Here is a 22,806-nt window from a genome sequence, read left to right as displayed (position 1 = left end):
ACAGGTACAGAACTTTTCTTTGCCTTGGAGCCGTTCTCTCCTGAAACAAGAGAGAATGGCTTGAGGCCGCTAAAAACCAAAAGACATAATTCTGGAGACAAAAATGGCCAAACTGCCCGACATGACCAAACACCGGGGTTTCCCCTCCGGCCTGACCGGAACGGGCTGGCAATTCACCATCCGCCGTGCCAACCCCAATGGCGTGGCCCCCATTGTTGAGCGCCCACGCCACCGCACCAGCGAGAACAAGGAAGGTATCGCCGATGCTGCCTTCATGCACGCGCTCTGGCACCATTTTGGCACCGAGCCATTTGAGCGCGGCAATCTCGATGCCGGTCGCCTGTCGCGCCTGTTTGGCCGCGAAGTGGTGCCTGCCGAACGCCCGTTTGATCCTGCATCCTACGAGGCGATGTTACAGATCAATGAAACCGTTGCCCGCAAGAGCTTTCCCCAATCCTTCGATGATATTTTCGAGGTCTGACGCCATGATCACCAAAATCCTCATCGCCAATCGCGGAGAAATCGCCTGCCGGGTGATCAAAACCGCGAAAAAGCTCGGCATTGCCACGGTTGCGGTTTATTCCGATGCCGATGCCAATGCGTTGCATGTGAAAATGGCCGATGAGGCGGTGCATATTGGGCCGTCGCCCTCCAATCAGTCTTATATCGTCATCGATAAAATTCTCGATGCGATCAAGAAGACCGGGGCCGATGCCGTGCATCCCGGTTACGGCTTTTTGTCGGAAAATGCCGCTTTTGCTGAAGCGCTGGACAAGGCAGGGGTGATTTTCATTGGTCCACCGGTTGGGGCCATTCAGGCCATGGGCGACAAAATCACCTCCAAGAAACTGGCGGCAGAAGCGGGTGTTTCCACCGTTCCCGGCCATATGGGCCTGATTGCCGATGCCGATGAAGCTGTGAAAATTGCCAGCGAAATTGGCTATCCGGTGATGATCAAGGCCTCTGCTGGCGGCGGCGGCAAGGGCATGCGCATTGCGTGGAATGAAGCCGAGGCACGGGAAGGGTTTCAATCGTCGAAAAACGAGGCGATGAATTCCTTTGGTGATGATCGTATTTTCATTGAAAAATTTGTCACCGAGCCGCGTCATATCGAAATTCAGGTGCTGGGCGATCAGCACGGCACGGTGCTGTATTTGGGTGAGCGCGAATGCTCAATCCAGCGGCGCAATCAAAAAGTGATCGAGGAAGCGCCATCGCCGTTTCTGGATGAGGCCACCCGCAAAGCCATGGGTGAACAGGCCGTGGCGCTGGCCAAGGCCGTGGGTTATTTTTCGGCTGGCACGGTGGAATTCATTGTTGATGGTCAGCGCAATTTCTATTTTCTGGAAATGAACACCCGCTTGCAGGTGGAGCATCCGGTGACCGAGCTGATCACCGGGTTGGACTTGGTGGAACAGATGATCCGGGTGGCGGCAGGCGAAAAACTGGCGTTTGCGCAAGAGGATGTGGTGCTGAACGGCTGGGCGATTGAGAGCCGTCTCTATGCCGAAGACCCTTACCGCAATTTTCTGCCCTCGATTGGTCGCCTCACGCGCTATCGCCCGCCCGCAGAAGGGGTGGCAGCGAGCGGCACGCTGGTGCGCAATGACACCGGGGTGTTTGAGGGCGGCGAAATCTCGATGTATTACGACCCCATGGTGGCCAAGCTTTGCACCTGGGGGCCTGATCGCCTCACCGCCATTGATGCCATGAGTGCAGCGCTGGATGGCTTTGAGGTGGAGGGCATTGGTCATAACCTGCCGTTTCTCTCAAGCGTGATGCAGCACCCGCGCTTTCGCTCGGGCAAGATCACCACGGCGTTTATTGCCGAAGAATTCCCGGACGGTTTTTCGGGTGTCGAGCCAACGGCGGCGGATGCCAAGGTTCTCGCGGCAATCGCGGCTCTGGTGCATCAAAAACGCGAACGCCGCGCCAGCCAGATTTCCGGCACCATGGGCAATCATGCCCGCAAAATCGGCAGCGATTGGGTGGTAATGCTGGGCCGCAAGAGCTACCCGCTGGTGGTTGCCGATGAATCCACGGCGGTGATGTTTGAAGATGGCGATGTTTTCCCGATCAGCGGCACATGGAACCCCGGCGAAACATTGGCGAAATTCATGATCGCTGGACAGGTGCTTCCTATCAAGATCGAGCTGAAAGGTCCGTCCATTCGCCTGCGCTGGCGCGGCATGGATGTGATTGCCCATGTGCGAAGCAATCGCGTGGCGCAATTGGCCGCTTTGATGCCGGAAAAACTGCCGCCCGATACCTCAAAAATGCTGCTGTGCCCCATGCCGGGTGTGGTCACCGGCATTGCTGTCAGCGAGGGCGAAACGGTGGAGGCAGGCCAGCCACTCGCCACCGTGGAAGCGATGAAAATGGAAAACATTCTCAAAGCCGAGCGCAAGGGCGTGGTGAAAAAGCTGGTGGCAACGGCGGGCCAAAGTCTGGCCGTGGACGAGCTGATTATGGAATTTGAGTGATGTTGGAGTGTGGAGGTTTTCCCTCTCTGCCCTGCCGGGCATCTCTCCCGCACGAGGAGAGAAAAGATAGGGTTGATCTCGGCGTTGCTTCCATGGAGCGGCGCATACGAAGCAAGGCCAAGGGTGGTGATTTTCGTTTCTCCCCCCTTGTGGGGGAGATGGTCGGCAGACCAGAGGGGGTATTCACAGATAGGGAGGTCCGACCATGACCAAGAAAACCATTGAGGATTGGCAGGCTCTGGCCGAGAAAGAGCTGAAAGTATCGCCGGATACACTGACATGGCAGACACCCGAAGGCATTGCCGTCAAGCCGCTGTATACCGAAGATGACTTGCAAGGGGTCGATCACCTCGGCTCGCTGCCCGGCTTTGCACCCTTCACCCGAGGCCCCCGCGCCACCATGTATGCCGGACGGCCATGGACCATCCGCCAATATGCAGGCTTTTCCACCGCTGAAGCATCGAACGCCTTTTACAAACGCAATCTGGCCGCTGGCCAAAAGGGCCTGTCGGTGGCTTTCGATCTCGCCACTCATCGCGGTTACGATAGCGACCATCCCCGTGTTGAGGGTGATGTGGGCAAGGCGGGTGTGGCGATTGACAGCGTGGAGGATATGAAAATCCTCTTCGATGCCATTCCGCTCGATCAAATGTCGGTGTCGATGACCATGAATGGCGCGGTCATTCCGATTCTGGCCAATTTCATTGTCGCTGGTGAAGAGCAGGGCGTGTCGCGCGACAAGCTCTCTGGCACCATCCAGAACGATATTCTCAAAGAGTTCATGGTGCGCAACACCTATATCTATCCGCCAGAACCATCGATGCGGATCGTGGCCGATATTATCGAATACACGGCGAAGGAAATGCCGAAATTCAATTCGATTTCCATATCCGGCTATCATATGCAGGAGGCGGGTGCCACACTGGTGCAGGAACTGGCATTCACCTTGGCCGATGGGCGCGAATATGTCCGTGCCGCCCTTGCCAAGGGGCTCGATGTCGATGAATTTGCGGGAAGATTGTCGTTTTTCTTTGCCATTGGCATGAATTTCTTCATGGAAGCCGCCAAGCTTCGCGCGGCACGTCTATTGTGGACGCGGATCATGCAGGAGTTTGCGCCGAAAAAACCGTCCAGCCTGATGCTGCGCACCCACTGTCAAACCTCTGGTGTGTCGCTGGCCGAGCAAGACCCCTATAACAACATCATCCGCACCGCCTTTGAGGCAATGTCGGCGGTGCTGGGCGGCACCCAATCGTTGCACACCAATTCCTTTGATGAGGCGATAGCGCTGCCCACCGAGTTTTCCGCCCGCATTGCTCGTAACACGCAGCTGATCTTGCAGCATGAAACCGGCGTGACCAAGGTAGTCGATCCCTTGGCAGGCTCTTATTATGTCGAAAGCCTGACAAAGGAATTGGCAGATGCCGCCTGGGCCTTGATTGAAGAGGTGGAAAGCCTCGGCGGCATGACCAAAGCGGTGGATGAAGGCCTGCCGAAACGGCTGATTGAAGAAGCCGCTACCCGTCGCCAAGCGGCTGTGGATCGCGGCGAAGAGGTGATCGTTGGTGTCAACAAATACCGGCTGGAAACCGAAGACGAGATCGATATTCTCGATATTGATAACACTGCGGTGCGCCTCAGCCAGATCAAGCGGTTGGAAGAGACCAAACGCCGCCGGGACGCAAAGGCTGTTGAGACCGCACTGGCGGAACTCACCCGTGTTGCCCAAACGGGAGAGGGCAATCTTCTGGCGGCGGCTGTCGAGGCTGCCCGCGCCCGTGCAACGGTCGGCGAAATATCAGATGCCATGCGGGCTGTGTTTGGCGACCATTCGGCGGAGCCAAAGGTGGTATCGAAGGTTTATGGTGACAGCTATCACGATGATCCCGAATATCAGATGATTGTCAGCCGGCTCTCCGAGTTCAAAACCGCACTGGGTGCGAAACCAAAAATCATGGTGGCCAAGCTGGGGCAGGATGGGCATGATCGCGGTGCCAAGGTGATTTCGTCAGCCTTTGGTGATCTTGGGTTTGAAGTGCTAGCTGGGCCACTGTTTCAGACGCCGGAAGAAGCGGCTGATCTGGCGATTTCGCAAAAGGTGCATGTGGTTGGCATGTCCTCGCTGGCGGCAGGCCATAAAACGCTGGCTCCGCAATTGGTGGAAGCGCTGAAAGCCAAGGGTGCCGACAACATTATCGTTGTGGTCGGCGGGGTTATTCCAAGGCAGGATTATCAATACCTGCTCGACCACGGCGTTGCCGCTGTCTTTGGCCCCGGCACCAATGTGTTAGAGGCCGCCCGCGCTGTGATGGATTTGATGCAAGGCCGCTTGCGCAACGTCTGAGTGTGGGGTTTTTTATCCCCATTGCTCCCCTTTCGTTTTTCGCTATGATGAAAGAAAAACGAAAACAGGGAGGGTGCGATGCTTCTGTCGGCTCGGCAGTCGGAGATTTTGGACATCGCCAAGGCTGAGGGCCGGGTGCAGGTGGAGGATCTGGCGCTGCGCTTTACCGTTACGCCGCAAACCATTCGCAAGGATCTCAACGACCTGTGCGAGGCGCGGCAGCTGACCCGCGTGCATGGTGGCGCAATTTTTCCAAGCGGTGCCGAGAATGTGCATTATGAGGCGCGGCGCTCCATTGCTGCACCTGAAAAACAGGCGATTGGCCGGGCTGCCGCAGAGCTTATTCCCAATAATGCATCTCTGTTTATCAACATCGGCACCACCACAGAAGCGGTGGGCGAAGCACTTCTGGACCACAAAGACCTGATGGTCATTACCAATAATATCAATGTTGCCAATCGCTTGCGGGTTTTTCCAGCGATTGAGGTGGTGATTGCCGGTGGCGTGGTGCGTGGGGCTGATGGCGGTATTGTTGGCGAAGCGGCTGTCGATTTCATTCGCCAGTTCAAGGTCGATTATGCGGTGATCGGCGTTTCCGCCATTGATCACGATGGCGCGCTGCTGGACTATGATTATCGCGAAGTGAAAGTGGCGCAGGCCATTATTGCCAATGCCCGCCATGTGGTTCTCGTGGCGGATTCGTCCAAATTTGAGCGCACCGCACCGGTCCGGATTGGTCATCTCAGCCAGGTTCACACCTTTATCACCGACAAATGCCAAATTGCAGCCATCACGCAGACCTGTCGTGAACATGATGTTCGCTTGATAGAAACATTTACGTGAGTCTGGAGCGAGCGACTTTCACTTTCCTGTGAACTTTCGTTTGACATTCGCTTTGATTTCGTTTTACTCTTATATAGGTTCGCAACTGCAATAATTTGCTGCATTGCGAAGGGAGAGCAAAGCGTGTCCGACAATTCTGTGTTCGATATTTTCGTAATCGGTGGCGGCATCAATGGCTGCGGCATCGCGCGTGATGCTGTGGGGCGTGGCTATAAGGTTGCGCTGGCGGAAATGAACGATTTCGCCTCCGGCACATCGTCTGGCGCGACCAAGCTTATTCACGGTGGTCTGCGCTATCTCGAACATTATGAATTTCGTCTGGTGCGTGAGGCATTGATGGAGCGTGAAACGCTCTGGGCCATGTCACCGCATATCATCTGGCCAATGCGTTTCGTTTTGCCCTTCCATAAGGGCGGTATTCGCCCTGCGTGGATGATCCGGCTTGGCCTGTTTCTGTACGATCACTTGGGTGGTCGCAAGCTTTTGCCAGCCACCAAGACGCTGGACATGCGCAAAGACAAGGCCGGAAAACCGCTAAAGCCGCTGTTTACCCGCGCTTTTGAATATTCCGATGGCTGGGTCGATGATGCGCGTTTTGTAGTGTTGAACGCGCGTGACGCGGCAGACCGCGGCGCAAAAATTCTAAGCCGCACCCGTGTTCTCAGTGCGCGCCGCGATGGTGGTCTTTGGACCATTGAGGTGGAAGATCGCACGACGCGCAGTCGCACGACCTATCAGGCCCGGATGCTGGTCAATGCGGCCGGTCCATGGGTAGACAATGTTCTGTCGAGCGCCATGGGCAAAAACAATGCCCATAATGTGCGTCTGGTGCAGGGTAGCCATATCATTGTGAAAAAGAAGTTTGACGATCCGCGCGCTTACTTTTTCCAAAACCCTGATAATCGCATCATTTTCGCCATTCCTTACGAGACAGACTTCACCCTGATTGGCACCACCGATCAGGATTACAAGGGTGATCCGAAGGATGTGAAGATTTCGGATGGGGAAATTACCTATCTGTGCAATGCAGCCAGCGAATATTTTGCCGAACCCGTGAAGCCGGAAGATATCGTCTGGTCTTATTCTGCCGTGCGGCCGCTGTTTGATGATGGTGCATCCAAGGCGCAGGAAGCAACGCGCGATTACGTGCTGAAGCTGGAAGCGCAAGATGGTGCAGCCCCGCTGCTCAACGTGTTTGGCGGCAAGCTCACCACCTATCGCCGTCTTGGCGAACATGCGCTTGAAAAAATTGGCGAGGCGATTGGCGTCAAGGGCAAGCCTTGGACCGCGAAAAGCCGCCTGCCCGGCGGGGATTTTCCAGCCACCGGCTATGAGACGGAAGTGGCGAAGCTGAAAACAGCCTTTCCGTTTCTGGATGATCGCTGTGCCAGACGCTTGATCCGCTGCTACGGCACTTTGGCCCACACATTGCTGAATGGCGCGAAAAGCCTGGAGGGGCTTGGGCGGCATTTTGGCGGCACGCTCTATCAGACGGAAGTCGACTGGCTGATTGCGCGCGAATGGGCCACAACAGCAGAAGACATTCTGTGGCGTCGCACAAAACAGGGCCTGTTCCTGAGCCGCGAGGAGGCGAAGGGACTGGAAGATTATATCGAGGGAGCGCGCGCGGCCTGACGTGTTTTAGGGAGGGGCTGTTGCAGCTTCTCTCTTGCGCAAGGGGAGCGCGCAGAGAGTAGCAGACTGCGGTTATGTAAAGCCAAAACTGGCTTTGAAACAGCAACCGCAGCAACATGAAGCACTACGGTCAGCCTTTTGGTGAAGGCTTGCTGTAAGTGTCGCCGGGTTGGGAGGCCTGACGCACAATGCTGGAATTGCAAAACCTGTCCAAGGTGGTTGCGGGGGATGTTCACATTCATCCCACCAACCTGACATTGCAGCGGGGCACGCTGAATGTCCTGCTGGGACCAACGCTGTCTGGCAAAACGTCGTTGATGCGGCTGATGGCCGGGCTGGATAAGCCGACATCTGGCAGATTGATGTTTGATGGCAAGGATGTGACCGGTGTGCGAGTGCAGGACCGCTCGATTGCCATGGTCTATCAGCAATTTATCAATTATCCGGCCCTGACGGTGTATGAAAACATCGCATCCCCCATGCGGGTGCGAAAAGTGGACAATGCCACCATTGACCGCGAGGTCAAAAAGGCCGCTGACCTTTTGAAATTAACCCCTTATCTGGATCGTACCCCGCTCAATCTGTCTGGTGGCCAGCAACAGCGCACGGCGCTGGCCCGCGCCATTGTCAAACAGGCCAGTCTGGTGCTGCTGGATGAGCCGCTGGCCAATCTGGACTATAAATTGCGGGAGGAATTGCGCGAGGAACTGCCGAAAATCTTTGCCGAACTGGGCGCGATTTTCGTTTACGCCACCACCGAACCCTCTGAAGCGCTGTTGCTTGGCGGATATACAGCGACCTTGAGTGAGGGCCGGGTGACACAATATGGCCCGACCATTGATGTCTACCGCAAGCCTGCGGATCTCAAAACGGCCAGAACCTTCGCTGATCCGCCGTTGAACACGGTGCAGGCGGTGCGAAAAGGCGAGCATTTCGCCATTGGCGATCACGCAACGATTGCTGTGCCTGCGCATTTGCAAAACGTGCCGCAAGCGCCCGTGACACTTGGTTTTCATCCGCATCACCTGTCTTTCAAGCCAAAGGGCAGTCATGCGGATGCCCTCATTGCCCGCTCGATGATTTCAGAAATCTCAGGCTCGGAAAGCTTCATCCATCTCGATTACGCCGGTGAGCGCTGGGTGATGCTGGCCCATGGCATTCACGACATTGAGCCGGGTAAGGATGTTGGTGTCTATCTTGATAGCCGTCATCTGATGGCCTTTGATGGTCAGGGCCGCGCGCTTGCCAGCTCTGAAACAGGTATGGGGGCATAAGATCATGGCACGTATTTCACTTGATCATATTCGTCATGCCTATGGGCCAAAGGGGCAGGCCAATCCAATCTATGCGCTGAAAGAAGTGCATCACGATTTTGATGATGGCGGGGCCTATGCGCTGCTGGGACCTTCCGGCTGTGGCAAGACCACGCTTTTGAACATCATGTCCGGTCTGTTGCAGGCTTCCGATGGGCGCATTCTGTTTGATGGCAAGGATGTCACCAATCTCTCGACAGAGGCGCGCAACATCGCTCAGGTTTTTCAGTTTCCGGTCGTTTACGACACCATGAGTGTTTACGATAACCTGGCCTTTCCACTTCGAAATCGGCGGGTGCCGGAGGCGGACGTGGATAAGCGGGTCCGCGATATTCTGAAAATGATCGATCTGGAAAGCTGGGCCAAGCGCAAGGCGCAAGGGCTGACGGCAGATCAGAAACAGAAGATCTCGCTGGGTCGCGGGCTGGTACGTTCAGATGTCAACGCCATCCTGTTTGACGAGCCGCTGACGGTGATTGATCCGCATATGAAATGGGTGCTGCGCACCCAGCTAAAGCAATTGCACCGCCGGTTTGGCTTCACCATGGTCTATGTCACCCATGACCAGACCGAAGCGCTGACCTTCGCCGACAAGGTGGTTGTGATGTATGACGGCCAGATTGTGCAGATTGGCACACCCGCTGAGCTGTTTGACACGCCAAAACATACATTTGTTGGCTATTTCATTGGCTCGCCGGGCATGAATGTGCTGGCGGCAGGCATTGATGGTGCAACCGCGATTGTCGGTAATGAGCGCGTCGCTCTTCCGGGCCGCCCGATCATTCCCGGTGAAGCACGAACCGAATTGGGTATCCGCCCGGAGTTTGTCTCGCTGGGGCGTGAGGGCATGCCCACCCAGATCTCCAAGGTGGAAGATATTGGCCGCCAGAAGATTGTCCGCGCCAGTTTTGCCGGTCAGCCGATTGCGGTGGTGATTGCCGAGGATGCGGACATTCCATCCGAGCCAAAGCTGCAATTTGATCCCGCAGGCATCAATATCTACGCCAATTCCTGGCGGGTTGATTTTGCGCCAACAGGCATGGGGGGCTGAGACCATGGATAGACCATTCAACAACAAAGCCTGGTTTCTGGTGTTGCCGGTGCTGCTGCTCGTGGCGTTTTCAGCCGTTATCCCGCTGATGACTGTGGTGAATTATTCGGTGCAGGATACATTCGGCAACAATGAATTCTTCTGGGCCGGTACCGACTGGTTTACGCAAACCCTGCATTCCCAACGATTCTGGGATGCGCTGTGGCGCAATCTGGCCTTCTCGCTGATTATTTTGGCCATTGAAGTGCCGCTTGGTATTTTGATTGCGCTCAACATGCCCAAAAAAGGTCTCGGCGTGCCGGTCTGCCTGGTGTTGATGGCGCTGCCGCTGCTCATTCCATGGAATGTGGTGGGCACCATTTGGCAGGTGTTTGGCCGTGGCGATATCGGTCTGCTGGGTCACACTCTGGAGGCCATGGGCATCAACTATAATTACGTGCAAAGTGCACGTGATGCCTGGATCACCGTGATTGTCATGGATGTCTGGCACTGGACCAGCCTTGTGGTGTTGCTGTGCTATGCCGGTCTGGTGTCGATCCCGGATGCCTATTATCAGGCAGCCCGCATTGATGGCGCATCCCGCCTGTCGGTGTTTCGCTATATCCAGCTGCCAAAGATGAAGCGGGTGCTGCTGATTGCTGTTCTGCTGCGCTTCATGGACAGTTTCATGATCTACACCGAGCCCTTTGTGGTCACAGGCGGCGGGCCGGGCAATTCCACCACCTTTCTGTCGATTGATCTGGTCAAGATGGCGGTAGGGCAGTTCGATCTTGGCCCTGCGGCGGCGATGTCGCTGATCTACTTCCTGATTATTCTGCTGCTGTCGTGGGTCTTCTACACCGTCATGACCATTGGCGATGCCGCCGCAACATCTGCACCGAAGGGAGAATGACCATGAACCAGACCCGTTCTCTTCGATCCGCGCTGATTGTTACGCTGTATATCGTGTTTCTGCTTTTGCCGATTTATTGGCTGGTCAATATGAGTTTCAAGGAAAACTCTGAGATTTTGGGTGCCTTTTCACTCTGGCCGAAAAATCCGACGCTGGCCAATTATGCGGTGATCTTTTCCGATCCGGCCTGGTATAATGGCTATATCAACTCCATCACCTATGTGGTGATGAACACGGTCATTTCGGTGCTGGCGGCCCTGCCTGCGGCCTATGCCTTCTCGCGCTATCGGTTTTTGGGCGACAAGCACCTGTTTTTCTGGCTGTTGACCAATCGCATGGCACCGCCTGCGGTGTTTGCTCTGCCGTTTTTCCAGCTCTATTCGGCCTTTGGCCTGATCGATACCCATATCGCTGTTGCTATCGCCCATTGCCTGTTCAATGTGCCGCTGGCGGTGTGGATTCTCGAAGGCTTCATGTCGGGCATTCCGAAAGAGATCGATGAAACGGCTTATATCGACGGCTATTCATTCCCACGCTTCTTCGTGAAAATCTTCGTGCCGCTGATTGCCAGCGGTATCGGCGTCGCGGCCTTCTTCTGCTTTATGTTTTCGTGGGTGGAACTATTGATTGCCCGTACCTTGACCACCACTGATGCCAAGCCCATTGCCGCCACCATGACCCGCACGGTCTCGGCCTCTGGTATGGATTGGGGCGTTTTGGCGGCGGCCGGTGTGCTGACCATCATTCCCGGCGCTTTGGTGATCTATTTTGTTCGCAACTATATTGCCAAGGGCTTTGCCCTGGGCCGCGTGTAAGGAGGGCTTTCGCACATGAACCTGTCATGGATGGCCTGGACCGGCCCAACAGCTCTGTTTTTTCTAACCATTCTCGCGCTCTTGGTGGCCATGGCCGTGTGGGAATATTTCGCGCCGGGGGGAAATCCGCGCATTGGCGTTTTACGGTTTGAGACGACGCGGGGCGACCGCCTGTTTTTGTCGCTGCTCGGCTCTGCCTTTATTCATCTTGCCTGGCTGGGCTTTGGCGGCCCAAGCCTGTGGTGGGCTCTGGCTCTGTCTGTCGTGTACGCAATCGGAGTGTTCCGGTTCGTTTAACCCGCGACAGGCTGATCATTTCTATGCAATCGCAAACTCTGGGAGGACATAATGCGAAAGCAATTTCTGACAACAACGGCAGTGATGCTGCTGGCAATGGCTGGTGCAGCCCATGCCGGTATGGACGAGGCCAAGCAGTTCCTGGATAAGGAAATCGGGCCGCTCTCGACGCTCAGCCGCGCCGAGCAGGAAAAGGAAATGCAGTGGTTTATTGATGCCGCCAAGCCTTTCAAAGGCATGGACATCAAGGTGGTCTCCGAAACCCTGACCACCCATGAATATGAATCCAAGGTGCTGGCCCCTGCCTTTACCGCCATCACCGGCATCAAGATCACCCACGACCTGATCGGCGAAGGGGATGTTATCGAAAAGCTGCAAACACAAATGCAGTCGAAAGAGAATATCTATGACGCCTATGTCAACGACTCCGACCTGATCGGCACCCATTGGCGCTACAAACAGGCCCGTAACCTAACCGACTGGATGGCAGGCGAAGGCAAGGATGTGACCAATCCCGGCCTGGACATCAAGGATTTCATCGGCACATCCTTCACCACCGCCCCGGATGGCAAGCTTTATCAGCTGCCGGACCAGCAGTTCGCTAACCTCTATTGGTTCCGCTATGACTGGTTCAACGACGAGAAAAACAAGGCCGACTTCAAGGCCAAGTATGGCTATGACCTTGGCGTTCCGGTCAACTGGTCGGCCTATGAGGATATCGCTGAATTCTTCACCGGTCGCGATGTCGATGGCAAAAAGGTCTATGGCCATATGGATTATGGCAAAAAAGACCCATCACTCGGCTGGCGCTTTACCGATGCCTGGCTCTCAATGGCTGGCAATGGTGACAAGGGCCTGCCAAACGGTCTGCCGGTTGATGAATGGGGCATCAAGGTTGACAAGAACTCCCGTCCAGTTGGCTCTTGCGTTGCCCGTGGCGGTGATACCAACGGCCCGGCTGCGGTTTACTCGATCGAGAAATACCTCAAATGGCTGAAGGACTATGCGCCACCAGAAGCCCAAGGCATGACCTTCTCTGAATCCGGCCCCGTGCCAAGTCAGGGCAACGTGGCACAGCAGATCTTCTGGTACACCGCCTTTACCGCCGATATGGTGAAAGACGGTCTGCCGGTTGTGAATGCCGATGGCACGCCAAAATGGCGCATGGCCCCAAGCCCGCATGGTGTCTACTGGAAAGACGGCATGAAGCTTGGTTATCAGGACGTTGGCTCCTGGACCTTGATGAAATCCACACCTGTGGATCGCGCCAAGGCAGCATGGCTCTATTCGCAGTTCGTCACCTCGAAAACCGTAGACGTCAAAAAGAGCCACGTGGGTCTGACGTTTACACGCGAATCGACCATTCAGGACAAGAGCTTCACCGAGCGCGCACCAAAGCTGGGCGGTCTGGTTGAGTTCTACCGCTCACCGGCTCGCGTCCAGTGGTCGCCAACCGGCACCAATGTTCCTGATTATCCAAAGCTGGCTCAGCTGTGGTGGCAGGCGATTGGTGATGCTGCATCGGGTGCAAAAACCCCACAGCAGGCTATGGATTCGCTGTGCAGCGAGCAGGAAAAGGTCATGCAGCGTCTGGAGCGCGCCAAGGTGCAGGGCGATATTGGCCCGAAACTGGCCGAGGAGCATGACATCAACTATTGGAACGCTGATGCTGTCAAAAATGGCCACCTTGCGCCTCAGCTGAAGATTGCCAACGAAAAAGAAAAGCCAATCACCGTCAACTACGACGAGTTGGTCAAGAGCTGGCAGAAGAAGTAAGCCGCATGACAGCGCCGTGGACCAAATAGGTCCACGGCGCTGCAACAATGAAAATCCGCTGCATACAGCGTCCTTTGTGCGTTTTATCCCAGTACACGACGCAAACGCCTTTATGTGCCGTTTACCCCCCTCTGGCTTGCCAGCCATCTCCCCCACAAGGAGGGAGATCGGATAGGCGCTCCCGCTCGTTTCTCACAATGAACTCGTGATTTCCGACACATAGGACGTATGCTGTTGAGCAAGAGGGCTGCTTTTGTCGATCTCCCTCCTTGTGGGGGAGATGCCCGGCAGGGCAGAGGGGGGTGAGCTATACGGTAAAACCTATGCGTCGTGTACTGTGCTAAAACGCACAAAGGATGCTGTAACACTCTAAATCTGCTGCATAATTCCTTAAATCGATTCCGATTTAAGGAATTATGCAGCAGCAACTTTTCGATCCGAAAACCCGTTCCCACGTATCGGTCAGATGCTTCAAACACAAAACGCCCGGAAGTCTTTCCGGGCGTTTTGTGTTTTTAATCCTAAAAGATCAATTGGTTGGCAGTGGCACCGGGCTGTCGGCCTGAGTGTTGAGATAGGCGATAAGATTGGCGCGGTCCTCTTCTTTTGGCAGACCTGCAAAGCCCATGGCCGTCCCCGCCACAAGCTTTTTCGGTGCTTTCAGGAAGTGGTTGAGGTTTTCAAAAGTCCAGTGCTCCGTACTGCCTTTTGAAAAATCCTTCATGCTGGCCGAATAGGCGAAGCCTTCATGGCTGGCGATGGGCCGATCCACAACACCCCAAAGATTTGGCCCCACCTTGTTGGCCCCATCCTTGGTGTCGTTATGACAGGCGGCACATTTCTTGAAGATTGTCGCTCCTGCCTTCACGTCGGCCTTTGCCAGCAATTCTGCAATAGGCTTGTCTGCGGCGGCAGCCTCTGTGCCTCCGCCGCTTGGTGCTGCTTCTGCGGCGGCAATCATATAGCCTTCTTTCTCCGGTGCCGGAGAATGAAATATGCCCTCAGACGCGATTGACACGGACATCAGCACGAATACCGTACCCAGCAGCGCGCCCGCCCCCATATTAATGTATGAACTCATTCTTGACTGCTCCCCATGCGGTCCGGCTCACTGAAACCGGACGAGCCTCCATGATGCAAAAGGCTAAGACTTTTGCTTGACAGTTGCAACCTGATTGTGCACCCCGAGCCTGAGACCTTTTGCCACTTATATCCCTTGTTTCAAAGGCTAGTCCTCCATGGCTGATCCACATATCGCAAACACGCTGGTTTTGATCCCGGCCCGCATGGCCTCAACCCGCCTTCCCGGCAAGCCGCTGGCCGATATTGCCGGTCTGCCGATGATTGTGCAGGTGGCAAAGCGTGCGAGCGAGGCCAATGTTGGCCGGGTTATCGTGGCGGTTGATGATCAGGCGGTGTTTGATGCGGTCAAAGCGGCGGGCTTTGACGTGGTTATGACCGGCCAGCACCATCAGTCCGGCTCAGACCGGATTTATGAAGCGCTGACCAAGGCCGACCCGGAAGGAAAAGCTGAGGTGATTATCAATGTGCAGGGCGATCTGCCGACCATTGATCCGGAAAGCATCCGCGCCTCGCTCAGACCTCTGCAAGATCCAGCCGTTGATATTGCCACGCTGACGGTGGAGATCGAGGATGAGGCGGAAAAGGCCAATCCCAATGTGGTGAAAATTGTCGGCTCGCCTCTCACAAAGTCTCGCCTGCGGGCGCTCTATTTCACGCGCGCCACAGCCCCGCATGGGGTAGGGCCGCTGTTTCATCACATCGGTCTCTATGCCTATCGCCGCGCGGCGCTGGAGCGCTTTGTGAAGCTTTCACCATCCACCCTTGAAAAGCGCGAATCGCTGGAGCAATTGCGGGCGCTGGAAGCGGGCATGCGCATTGATGTCGAGATTGTCAAAACCGTGCCGCTGGGTGTTGATACGCCCACTGATCTGGAAAAAGCCCGCGCCATTCTTGGCGCAAAACTTCTTGGCGCAAAACAAGGATAATGATCGTGGTGACCCTTACCAACAAAATCTCGTTCCAAGGCGATTTCGGTGCCAATTCGGATATGGCCTGCCGCGATATGTTTCCATCTATGGAGCCGCTGCCCTGCGCGACGTTTGAAGATGCCTTCATGGCTTTGGAAAACGGCGATGTTGATCTGGCGATGATTCCGATTGAAAACACGCTGGCTGGCCGTGTCGCCGATATTCACCACCTGCTGCCGTTGTCGGGCCTGCATATCATTGGCGAATATTTCATGCCAATCCGCTTTCAGCTGATGGTGCTGCCGGGCGTCACACGCGATGAAATCCGCACGGTGCACAGCCATATCCACGCGCTGGGCCAATGCCGCAAGATCATTCGCAACAATGGCTGGAAGGCCGTGGTGGCAGGCGATACCGCAGGAGCCGCCAAGCTGGTGGCGGAAAAAGGCGATCGCACCATGGCAGCGCTTGCGCCTCGGCTGGCGGCCCCGCTGTATGGTCTTGATATTATTGCCGAAAATGTTGAGGATTCGGAAAACAACGTCACCCGCTTTGTGGTTTTGTCGCGCGATGCAGTGGAGTTGAAACGCAAAAGCGATGACGAGGCTTTCATCACCACCTTTGTGTTCAATGTGCGTAATATTCCGGCAGCGCTCTACAAGGCCATGGGCGGCTTTGCCACCAATGGTGTCAACATGACCAAGCTGGAGAGCTACCAGATTGGCGGCAAGTTCATTGCTACCCAGTTTTATGCCGATATTGAAGGCCATCCCGATGATGCGCCGGTCAAGCGCGCACTGGAAGAACTGCGGTTCTTCTCGGAGAAGGTCAATATTCTCGGCGTTTATAAAGCCCATGCCATGCGCGGTAAGTTTTAGAGTTTGTCAGGGAAAAGTGGAATCCGGTTTTCCTGTAAAGACAAACGAAAATATAGAAATTTAGAAGCTGTCAGGTTCAATCTGAACCTGACAGCTTCTAAATAGAAATGGCGGCGGCAACGCCGCCATTTCTCTTTTGTCTCAATATTTCAAAGAATAGCCGATCTTATAAAGCGGATTTTTTGAATCATGCGGTGTGCTCGGCGATTGTGCTTCTACTGCGGCCATGGAAGAGGGCAGCTCAAACGGCAACTTGCCACGCGCTTTTTCCCTGCCCTCAATTACATTGAACAGCGCCTCGTCATCTGCGCCAAAATTGCCAATCAACGCCTTGGTCTTGTCCTTCACATTGGTCAGGATGGCCGGACGGGAGAGGAAGATGGTGGCAATCGTCGGTGTCTTGGCGGCAATGGCGGTGAGCGCATCGAAATCGGCATTGCCGGGCTTGAATGACAGGTCGCCTTCTTCCTGGCGCGCGCCGAAGAAATAATTGGGGTGCAGGCGCTCAAAGGGAGCCATCAGGCGCACCAGCGCAAAATCGGCCTCTTCCGGCTTGCTCACCACCTGATAGCCGCGCTTTTGCGCGATTGCGGCATCGACATTGAGAAGATAGATTTTTTTGCCGGGTTTCACGGGCAGGATTTTGCCTTGATTTTGCAAAAGAACCATGGACCGCGCTTGTGCAGCCTCGCCCTCACGCACAAACTCGGCATTGCCCACAATCTCCTTGGCTTTTGCCGGATCCGCATAGGGATTTTCAAACAGGCCTTGCTGGAATTTTTGAATCAGCAACCGGCGGGCCGATTGATCGATCCGCTTTTCGCTGATCTTCTTTTCCTCAACCGCCTTGACCAGCAGATCAGAGTTGGACACACCACCAAATTGGTCAATCCCGGCGTTCACCGCTTTGGCAAAGCGATCAACGCGGCTCATATCTTCCACACCCCAGGGCATGCCAAAAGTGTCGGGCCGGATGATGGGCTTGTCACCGGGCTTTTCGCCATTCAGGCATTCGTCCTTGCAGTCATTGGTGATCAGCCAGTCGCTCACCACCACGCCATCGAATTTATAGCGCTTGCGCAAAAGATCGGTCAGCAATTGCTTGCTATAGCCAGCGGCCACCGGCTCCAGCGGTTTGCCATTGAGTTTCACGCCATCGATAATCGAATAGGTTGGCATGATGCCGGCAACCTTGGCATCGAAAGCACCTTCAAACGGAATGATATGCTTTTGAAAATCCTTGCCCTTGAAAACCACATGTTTGCCGTAGGAGTTGTGGCCATCAAACCCGTTGGGCGTTGCGCCATAACCCACCCAATGCTTGGCAACCGCGCTCACACTGCCCGGCTTCAAACCCTTGGTGCCGTTTTGGAACCCTGCCACATAGGCTTCCGCCATGCGCTTGGAAATTTGCGGATCCTCGCCAAATGTGCCGGTGGAGCGCGACCAGCGTGGCTCACTGGCCAGATCGATTTGCGGGGATAGCGCCTGCTGAATGCCAACGGCCAGATATTCCTGCCTTGCGACATCGCCAAAGCGGCGCATCAATTTGGTATCGTTCAAAGCGCCAAAGCCCAGGCTTTCCGGCCATTTGGAAAAACCGCCGCTCTGGGCCGATGCCCCCAAGACATATTGAAAGTGATTGCGCGGGTCGGTGCTGATGGTCAGCGGAATACCGAGCCGCGTTGCCTCAGCAAGCTCTTGCAGCTTGTTGTTTTCGTCTGCCAACACTTCAGGCGGCAATGATAGCCGGGTAATATAGGTTGCCACTTTGGCGTCATTGATCAGCGGTTTGATCTTTTCCAGATCATAACCGCTGCCGCGCCCTTGATTGCCCTCGGGCGACGATGACAAAGCGGGTGCTGTGCCATGCATCATCAAGCCTGCCTTTTCGATCAATGTCATCTGCTTGACGAGATCGTCGGCGCGGCTTGATGCGGGTTTGCGCCAATCCTCATAGACGTCGAGGCGACCATTGCGGTTGAGATCCTTGAAGGTCAAACCATCGATCTTGAGCAGAGGTGCAGAGCGCACGACAATGGGTGGCTGGCTCTGCGCAAAGGCAACAGATGCCGTCAGAATGGCGCAAGACGCCAAGCTAAATAATTTCATGAATGTTTTCCTGCAAGATTTGATTGAGCAAGCCTGTGCAAAGGCGAAGGTGAAGAAGCCTCAGGGGAATTGGCCGACTGCTTCGTTTTCACGTTCAATCAATTGACGAATAAGCAAATCTCTATCCTCCCTCAAAGCAACAGCTTCGCCCGAGGTTCCTCCCAACGGGCGATCTGTCTATACCAGAGCGAGCATAGCGACACACGCGGGCCGCGTAAACCGGTTGCAGTTGCTTACGATTTTTTATTCCAATCCAGCCAATCGCTCATCAGCCGGTGAGCGATGGTGCCGGGGGCAGGGGCTTTCACCTCTTCCGTCTCCAGATCAATCATCGCCTGCACCTCTTCGCGGCTAAACCAGCGGCAATCGGCCAGCTCATCCTCATCGCGCGTGATGTCGAGGCTCAGCGCTTCGGCATAGCAGCCAATCATCAGCTGATGGGGCATGGGCCATGGCTGCGAGGCATGATAGCGCACCCGGCCAATGGAAATGCCGGATTCTTCCAAGGTTTCGCGGCGCACGGCATCTTCAATGGTTTCTGCCGGTTCAATAAAGCCCGCGAGGCAGGAATACATGCCGACCGGAAAATGTGCACCACGCCCCAAAAGGCAGCGGTCATTGGCCTCATCAATCGTCATCATGATCGCCACCGGATCGGTGCGCGGGAAACTGATGCGGCCACACCCCGGACATTCGCGCTTATAGCCGCCAATGCGCGGCTCCATCTTATGGCCGCAGGTGCCACAAAAGCGGTTTTCGCTGTTCCAGTGCAGCAGGCTGAAGCCTTGGGCTGCCTCGCCCAACAATTCCTGATCAATTGCGGCATCGCGAAACAGCTCGCGCGCGGTCAGCGCCTTGTAGCCATCCAGCAATCGATCTTCATCAATCTGCACGGGCACGGCAATGCGCGGCTCACCATTGGCTTTATGGCCCAGCAGCACCGCATTGTCGAAATCCGGCTTCAACTCTGCCAGCTCATAGGCGGCAAACAGCGGATCCAGAACCTGACCTTCATGCTTGAGCACCAGCCGGTTGCCGCTAAACGGCAGGCAATGAGCCCCTTCGGTTTTCAATGCATCGCTGAGGCTGTCTTCAGTGCGGTGCTCGGCATCGCGGTTGATGGCATTGCCGGAAAAGGCGGTGAGGGCGCTGGCTTCGGGGTGGGGAGCAAGCGTGTCAAAGAGAGATGGTTTGGTCATGCAATACACCCAGAATTTTTGTTTTCATCGCGTCAAAAGCTATGTCCGAATAAGGCTCAGCCACGCCAAAGCCCCAAATCGGCCCCGGCCAATTGGCATCGCCCTCAAAGCGGGCAACAACATGAACATGGAGCTGGCGCACCACATTGCCAATAGCCGCGATGTTAATCTTGGTGGCTTGGGTCACGGATTGAAGCGCTTTTGCCACCATCACCTGCTCAGCCCACAGCAATTGTTGATCTTCCTGCGATAGATCAAACACTTCGCTGACATTGGCGCGTCTTGGCACCAGAATAAGCCAGGGCCAGCGGCTGTCCTTTGAGAGCCGCACATCGCACAGCGACAGCTCTAAAATCGACTGGCTATCGCGCGCCAGCCGTTCATCCAGCAAATAAAGGTTCAAGTTTCTGGTCTCCACCCGATTGTTTTTTGAAAGGCTTAGAGCATTTCAGCGTGTCATGAAAATGCAGAAATGCTCTCTCTCTTTGTTGAACGCATTTTCGGACGCAAAACCGCTGCGCACTTTTGCTGCAAATGCTTTAACAGTTTTTTTTTCGTTTGACTTGCATTTGCCGACAGAATTGCCGATATGTCGCCTCGGGAGGTTGGTGGTGGACGATCCACTCGCCAACCGGGTCAGGTCCGGAAGGAAGCAGCCCTAACGAGCTCGGCGCGGGTCACTGTTCCAGCCTCCCACCTTTTATTTTGCGGCCAGCATGTTTGCATGGCCGCCCTATGCCCCTAGCCGGGCAAGCGGGGAAGCTGGCAGCGCGATGAGCGATTTGGAGCCGACAGCAAAAACCAGTGATGCACCCGGCGGTTACCGGGTTTTGGCGCGCAAATACCGCCCCAAGGATTTCTCAGACCTCATGGTCGGCCAGGAGCCGATGGTGCGCACGCTGACCAATGCGTTCGAGACCGGCCGTATTGCCCAGGCCTATATGCTGACCGGCGTGCGCGGGGTGGGCAAAACCACCACGGCGCGTATTCTGGCCCGCGCCCTCAATTATAAAACCGACACGATAGACCGGCCCACCATTGATTTGAAAATCCCCGGTGAGCATTGTCAGGCGATCATGGAAGGCCGCCATGTCGATGTGATCGAGATGGACGCCGCCTCGCACACCGGCATTGATGATATCCGCGAGATCATCGAGCAGGTGCGCTATCGTCCGGTGTCGGCGCGCTACAAAGTCTATATCATCGACGAAGTGCACATGCTCTCGACGGCTGCCTTCAACGGGTTGTTGAAGACGCTGGAAGAGCCGCCGGAACACGTCAAATTCATCTTTGCCACCACAGAAATTCGCAAAGTGCCAATCACGGTGCTGTCGCGCTGTCAGCGGTTTGATTTGCGCCGCATCAGCGCTGGCGATCTGGTGGGCCTGTTTACCGCCATTTTGTCCAAGGAAGGCATTGAAGCCGAGGATGAGGCGCTGGCCATGGTGGCCCGTGCTGCCGAAGGCTCGGCCCGTGATGGCCTCTCCTTGCTCGATCAGGCCATTGCCCATGGCGCTGGCCGGGTTGAGGCCGAGGCTGTGCGCGCCATGCTGGGCCTGGCCGACCGCGCCCGCGTGGTCGATCTGTTTGGCCATATCGTTCTGGGCGATGTGGCGGCAGCTCTTGCCGAGTTCAACAGCCAGTATGAGGCCGGTGCCAATCCCACGGTGGTGCTGACCGACCTTGCCGATTTCACCCATCTGGTCACGCGCCTGAAATATGTGCCCAATGGCGCGAATGATCCCTCGCTCAGCGAGGTTGAGCGGGTGCGCGGCTCTGAATATGCAGAAAACGTTGCTGTGACCACGCTGTCGCGCATGTGGCAAATGCTGCTCAAAGGCATTCCCGAGGTGGAAAATGCCTCGCGGCAGGCCGGTGCCGCAGAAATGGTGCTGATCAGGCTGGCCCATGCCGCCCATTTGCCCTCGCCGGAAGATGCGGCAAGACGGCTTTTGGAAATGGCGCAGGATGGCGGAGCCGCACCGCAAGGTGGCAGCCCCAGAGGTGGCAGCAACGGCGGCGCATCGGCCAGCTACAATACGCAAGCGGTGGCGCGGGCCTCCAGCGATCCAGCACCTCGGATGATGGGCCAGCCGCAGCCGACATCACATTTACAGGTGGTGCCGAGTGTGGCGCGTGCGCCAGAAATGGCTCCAAAGCCCGAAGTGCAGGCGGATGTGCCAGAGCCAAAGGTTCCGGTGCGCTCGATCAATGATATTGTTGAGCTTTGCGCTAAAAACCGCGATCTGAAGCTGCGCACCCTGACCCGCGCTTATGTGCGGCTGGTGAGGGTCGAAAACGGACGGCTGGAGATCAATCTGCCGCCGGATGCGCCAAAGACGCTGGTGGGCGATTTGCAAACCCGGCTGGAAGAATGGACCGGCATTCGCTGGATGGTCATTCTTAGCCGCGAAGAGGGTGGCAAAACGCTGGTGGAGCAGGAAGCCAGCGAACGGCAAGCCCATTTCACCGATGCGGCGGCTGATCCCGATATTGTGGCGATCCTGTCGCGCTTTCCCGGTGCCAAAATCACCGACGTGCGCATTCGGGCCGCCATTGAAGAAGATGAAACCCTGCCGCCACCAGCGGCAGCGGAATCCGCCGAGGGCGATATTCTGCCCGGCGATGATATTGAATTTTAACGGTTATTCAGCTTAGGAGACGGTAATGCGCGACATCATGGGCATGATGGGCAAGGTCAAGGAAATGCAGGCCAAGATGGAAAAGATGCAGGAAGAAATTGCTGCACTGGAAGTCGAAGGCAAATCCGGCGGCGGCCTCGTGACTGTTACCATGACCGGCAAGGGCGAGCTGAAGGGCGTAAAAATCGACCCATCGCTGTTCAAGGAAGACGAGGTCGAAATCCTCGAAGACCTGATCGTCGCGGCCCACAAGGATGCCAAAGACAAGGCCGAAGCCATTGCGGCAGAAAAGACCAAGGAAATGACGGCTGGCTTGCCCATTCCTCCAGGGTTTAAGATGCCGTTTTGATGCGGTTTGAATGATTTCTGGTGAGAAATCCTGCGCTGGCGGTGGATGCGACAAACTCCCTCCCCCTTGTGGGCAGGCGAATCGCATATGGAGCTGCATGTTTGGCGCGATATTGTTGTTGCCAGCAGCCCACTTTTGGATTCTTGAGATGATCCACCCGTTATGGAGAGGATCACGGATTGGAAC

19 protein-coding genes and 1 other RNA gene are annotated in these 22,806 nt (G+C 55.7%); 16 read left to right on the top strand and 4 right to left on the bottom strand.

The window, feature by feature from the left end; translation table 11 throughout:
• The first annotated feature begins 103 nt into the window (after positions 1 to 103).
• From E6C51_RS18740 to E6C51_RS18690, 11 genes are all read left to right on the top strand, one after another.
• Positions 104 to 481: a hypothetical protein gene (locus E6C51_RS18740; RefSeq protein ID WP_146937923.1), complete on the top strand. Its 378-nt coding sequence runs from the start codon at positions 104 to 106 to the stop codon at positions 479 to 481.
• 4 nt (positions 482 to 485) lie between these two features.
• Positions 486 to 2,483 carry an acetyl-CoA carboxylase biotin carboxylase subunit gene (locus tag E6C51_RS18735; RefSeq protein ID WP_190237122.1) on the top strand — a complete coding sequence of 666 codons (1,998 nt, stop codon included), beginning with the start codon at positions 486 to 488 and terminating at the stop codon, positions 2,481 to 2,483.
• 205 nt (positions 2,484 to 2,688) lie between these two features.
• Positions 2,689 to 4,827, top strand: coding sequence for a methylmalonyl-CoA mutase (scpA, locus tag E6C51_RS18730; RefSeq protein ID WP_190237121.1), 2,139 nt, complete (start codon positions 2,689 to 2,691; stop codon positions 4,825 to 4,827).
• A gap of 78 nt (positions 4,828 to 4,905) precedes the next feature.
• Positions 4,906 to 5,670 (top strand): DeoR/GlpR family DNA-binding transcription regulator, encoded by a 765-nt coding sequence (locus E6C51_RS18725; RefSeq protein ID WP_190237120.1) that lies wholly within the window; start codon positions 4,906 to 4,908, stop codon positions 5,668 to 5,670.
• Positions 5,671 to 5,793: 123 nt separating this feature from the next.
• The gene (glpD, locus tag E6C51_RS18720; RefSeq protein ID WP_190237119.1) at positions 5,794 to 7,305 is read left to right on the top strand and encodes a glycerol-3-phosphate dehydrogenase; all 1,512 of its coding nucleotides are present in this window, start codon (positions 5,794 to 5,796) and stop codon (positions 7,303 to 7,305) included.
• Positions 7,306 to 7,493: 188 nt separating this feature from the next.
• Positions 7,494 to 8,579, top strand: coding sequence for an ABC transporter ATP-binding protein (locus E6C51_RS18715; protein WP_190237118.1), 1,086 nt, complete (start codon positions 7,494 to 7,496; stop codon positions 8,577 to 8,579).
• 4 nt (positions 8,580 to 8,583) lie between these two features.
• Positions 8,584 to 9,669, top strand: coding sequence for an ABC transporter ATP-binding protein (locus E6C51_RS18710; protein ID WP_190237117.1), 1,086 nt, complete (start codon positions 8,584 to 8,586; stop codon positions 9,667 to 9,669).
• A gap of 4 nt (positions 9,670 to 9,673) precedes the next feature.
• Positions 9,674 to 10,561 (top strand): carbohydrate ABC transporter permease, encoded by an 888-nt coding sequence (locus E6C51_RS18705; protein WP_146932660.1) that lies wholly within the window; start codon positions 9,674 to 9,676, stop codon positions 10,559 to 10,561.
• A gap of 2 nt (positions 10,562 to 10,563) precedes the next feature.
• Positions 10,564 to 11,376 (top strand): carbohydrate ABC transporter permease, encoded by an 813-nt coding sequence (locus E6C51_RS18700; protein WP_230987457.1) that lies wholly within the window; start codon positions 10,564 to 10,566, stop codon positions 11,374 to 11,376.
• Between the two features lie 15 nt (positions 11,377 to 11,391).
• Positions 11,392 to 11,673 (top strand): DUF2160 domain-containing protein, encoded by a 282-nt coding sequence (locus E6C51_RS18695; RefSeq protein WP_146932656.1) that lies wholly within the window; start codon positions 11,392 to 11,394, stop codon positions 11,671 to 11,673.
• 51 nt (positions 11,674 to 11,724) lie between these two features.
• Entirely contained in the window at positions 11,725 to 13,449 is a 1,725-nt protein-coding gene (locus tag E6C51_RS18690; RefSeq protein ID WP_190237115.1) for an ABC transporter substrate-binding protein, read from the top strand.
• Positions 13,450 to 13,978: 529 nt separating this feature from the next.
• On the opposite strand, the gene E6C51_RS18685 is transcribed toward E6C51_RS18690, so the two are convergent.
• Positions 13,979 to 14,530 (bottom strand): c-type cytochrome, encoded by a 552-nt coding sequence (locus E6C51_RS18685; RefSeq protein ID WP_146932652.1) that lies wholly within the window; start codon positions 14,528 to 14,530, stop codon positions 13,979 to 13,981.
• Between the two features lie 157 nt (positions 14,531 to 14,687).
• Here E6C51_RS18685 and E6C51_RS18680 point away from each other — a divergent pair, with 157 nt between their 5' ends.
• Both E6C51_RS18680 and E6C51_RS18675 read left to right on the top strand, forming a co-directional pair.
• Positions 14,688 to 15,458, top strand: a complete 771-nt coding sequence (locus tag E6C51_RS18680) for a 3-deoxy-manno-octulosonate cytidylyltransferase (RefSeq protein WP_190237114.1) — start codon at positions 14,688 to 14,690, stop codon at positions 15,456 to 15,458.
• 8 nt (positions 15,459 to 15,466) lie between these two features.
• Entirely contained in the window at positions 15,467 to 16,318 is an 852-nt protein-coding gene (locus tag E6C51_RS18675) for a prephenate dehydratase (RefSeq protein WP_186827689.1), read from the top strand.
• A gap of 141 nt (positions 16,319 to 16,459) precedes the next feature.
• On the opposite strand, the gene E6C51_RS18670 is transcribed toward E6C51_RS18675, so the two are convergent.
• From E6C51_RS18670 to E6C51_RS18660, 3 genes are all read right to left on the bottom strand, one after another.
• The gene (locus E6C51_RS18670; RefSeq protein WP_190237113.1) at positions 16,460 to 18,430 is read right to left on the bottom strand and encodes a glycoside hydrolase family 3 protein; all 1,971 of its coding nucleotides are present in this window, start codon (positions 18,428 to 18,430) and stop codon (positions 16,460 to 16,462) included.
• 233 nt (positions 18,431 to 18,663) lie between these two features.
• Positions 18,664 to 19,629 (bottom strand): NAD(+) diphosphatase, encoded by a 966-nt coding sequence (gene nudC / locus E6C51_RS18665; RefSeq protein ID WP_190237112.1) that lies wholly within the window; start codon positions 19,627 to 19,629, stop codon positions 18,664 to 18,666.
• Positions 19,607 to 20,032, bottom strand: coding sequence for an HIT family protein (locus tag E6C51_RS18660; RefSeq protein ID WP_190237111.1), 426 nt, complete (start codon positions 20,030 to 20,032; stop codon positions 19,607 to 19,609). Before E6C51_RS18660 ends, nudC begins: the two co-directional genes overlap by 23 nt.
• 197 nt (positions 20,033 to 20,229) lie before the next feature.
• Between E6C51_RS18660 and ffs the strand changes: the two genes are divergently transcribed.
• The 3 genes from ffs to E6C51_RS18645 all read left to right on the top strand — a co-directional run bounded on the left by ffs (position 20,230) and on the right by E6C51_RS18645 (position 22,620).
• Positions 20,230 to 20,326, top strand: an RNA gene (gene ffs, locus E6C51_RS18655) — signal recognition particle sRNA small type.
• Between the two features lie 76 nt (positions 20,327 to 20,402).
• Positions 20,403 to 22,271: a DNA polymerase III subunit gamma/tau gene (locus E6C51_RS18650; RefSeq protein ID WP_190237110.1), complete on the top strand. Its 1,869-nt coding sequence runs from the start codon at positions 20,403 to 20,405 to the stop codon at positions 22,269 to 22,271.
• A 25-nt stretch (positions 22,272 to 22,296) separates the two neighbouring features.
• On the top strand, positions 22,297 to 22,620 hold the full coding sequence (locus E6C51_RS18645; protein WP_190237109.1) for a YbaB/EbfC family nucleoid-associated protein: 324 nt from the start codon (positions 22,297 to 22,299) through the stop codon (positions 22,618 to 22,620).
• The last annotated feature ends 186 nt before the right edge of the window (positions 22,621 to 22,806 follow it).

The sequence above is a fragment of the Gillisella terrae genome (assembly GCF_004801395.1).
Lineage (GTDB): Bacteria > Pseudomonadota > Alphaproteobacteria > Rhizobiales > Rhizobiaceae > Allorhizobium > Allorhizobium terrae.
The sequence above is the reverse complement of the archived record's forward strand: the minus strand, read 5'-3'. Positions and strand labels throughout refer to the sequence as shown.

Excerpts from the sequence above, each read along its gene's own strand:
- E6C51_RS18740 (WP_146937923.1), top strand. The coding sequence starts at position 104 with ATGGCCAAACTGCCCGACATGACCAAACACCGGGGTTTCCCCTCCGGC.
- E6C51_RS18735 (WP_190237122.1), top strand. The coding sequence starts at position 486 with ATGATCACCAAAATCCTCATCGCCAATCGCGGAGAAATCGCCTGCCGG.
- scpA (WP_190237121.1), top strand. The coding sequence starts at position 2,689 with ATGACCAAGAAAACCATTGAGGATTGGCAGGCTCTGGCCGAGAAAGAG.
- E6C51_RS18725 (WP_190237120.1), top strand. The coding sequence starts at position 4,906 with ATGCTTCTGTCGGCTCGGCAGTCGGAGATTTTGGACATCGCCAAGGCT.
- E6C51_RS18715 (WP_190237118.1), top strand. The coding sequence starts at position 7,494 with ATGCTGGAATTGCAAAACCTGTCCAAGGTGGTTGCGGGGGATGTTCAC.
- E6C51_RS18710 (WP_190237117.1), top strand. The coding sequence starts at position 8,584 with ATGGCACGTATTTCACTTGATCATATTCGTCATGCCTATGGGCCAAAG.
- E6C51_RS18705 (WP_146932660.1), top strand. The coding sequence starts at position 9,674 with ATGGATAGACCATTCAACAACAAAGCCTGGTTTCTGGTGTTGCCGGTG.
- E6C51_RS18700 (WP_230987457.1), top strand. The coding sequence starts at position 10,564 with ATGAACCAGACCCGTTCTCTTCGATCCGCGCTGATTGTTACGCTGTAT.
- E6C51_RS18695 (WP_146932656.1), top strand. The coding sequence starts at position 11,392 with ATGAACCTGTCATGGATGGCCTGGACCGGCCCAACAGCTCTGTTTTTT.
- E6C51_RS18690 (WP_190237115.1), top strand. The coding sequence starts at position 11,725 with ATGCGAAAGCAATTTCTGACAACAACGGCAGTGATGCTGCTGGCAATG.
- E6C51_RS18685 (WP_146932652.1), bottom strand. The coding sequence starts at position 14,530 with ATGAGTTCATACATTAATATGGGGGCGGGCGCGCTGCTGGGTACGGTA.
- E6C51_RS18680 (WP_190237114.1), top strand. The coding sequence starts at position 14,688 with ATGGCTGATCCACATATCGCAAACACGCTGGTTTTGATCCCGGCCCGC.
- E6C51_RS18670 (WP_190237113.1), bottom strand. The coding sequence starts at position 18,430 with ATGAAATTATTTAGCTTGGCGTCTTGCGCCATTCTGACGGCATCTGTT.
- nudC (WP_190237112.1), bottom strand. The coding sequence starts at position 19,629 with ATGACCAAACCATCTCTCTTTGACACGCTTGCTCCCCACCCCGAAGCC.
- E6C51_RS18650 (WP_190237110.1), top strand. The coding sequence starts at position 20,403 with ATGAGCGATTTGGAGCCGACAGCAAAAACCAGTGATGCACCCGGCGGT.
- E6C51_RS18645 (WP_190237109.1), top strand. The coding sequence starts at position 22,297 with ATGCGCGACATCATGGGCATGATGGGCAAGGTCAAGGAAATGCAGGCC.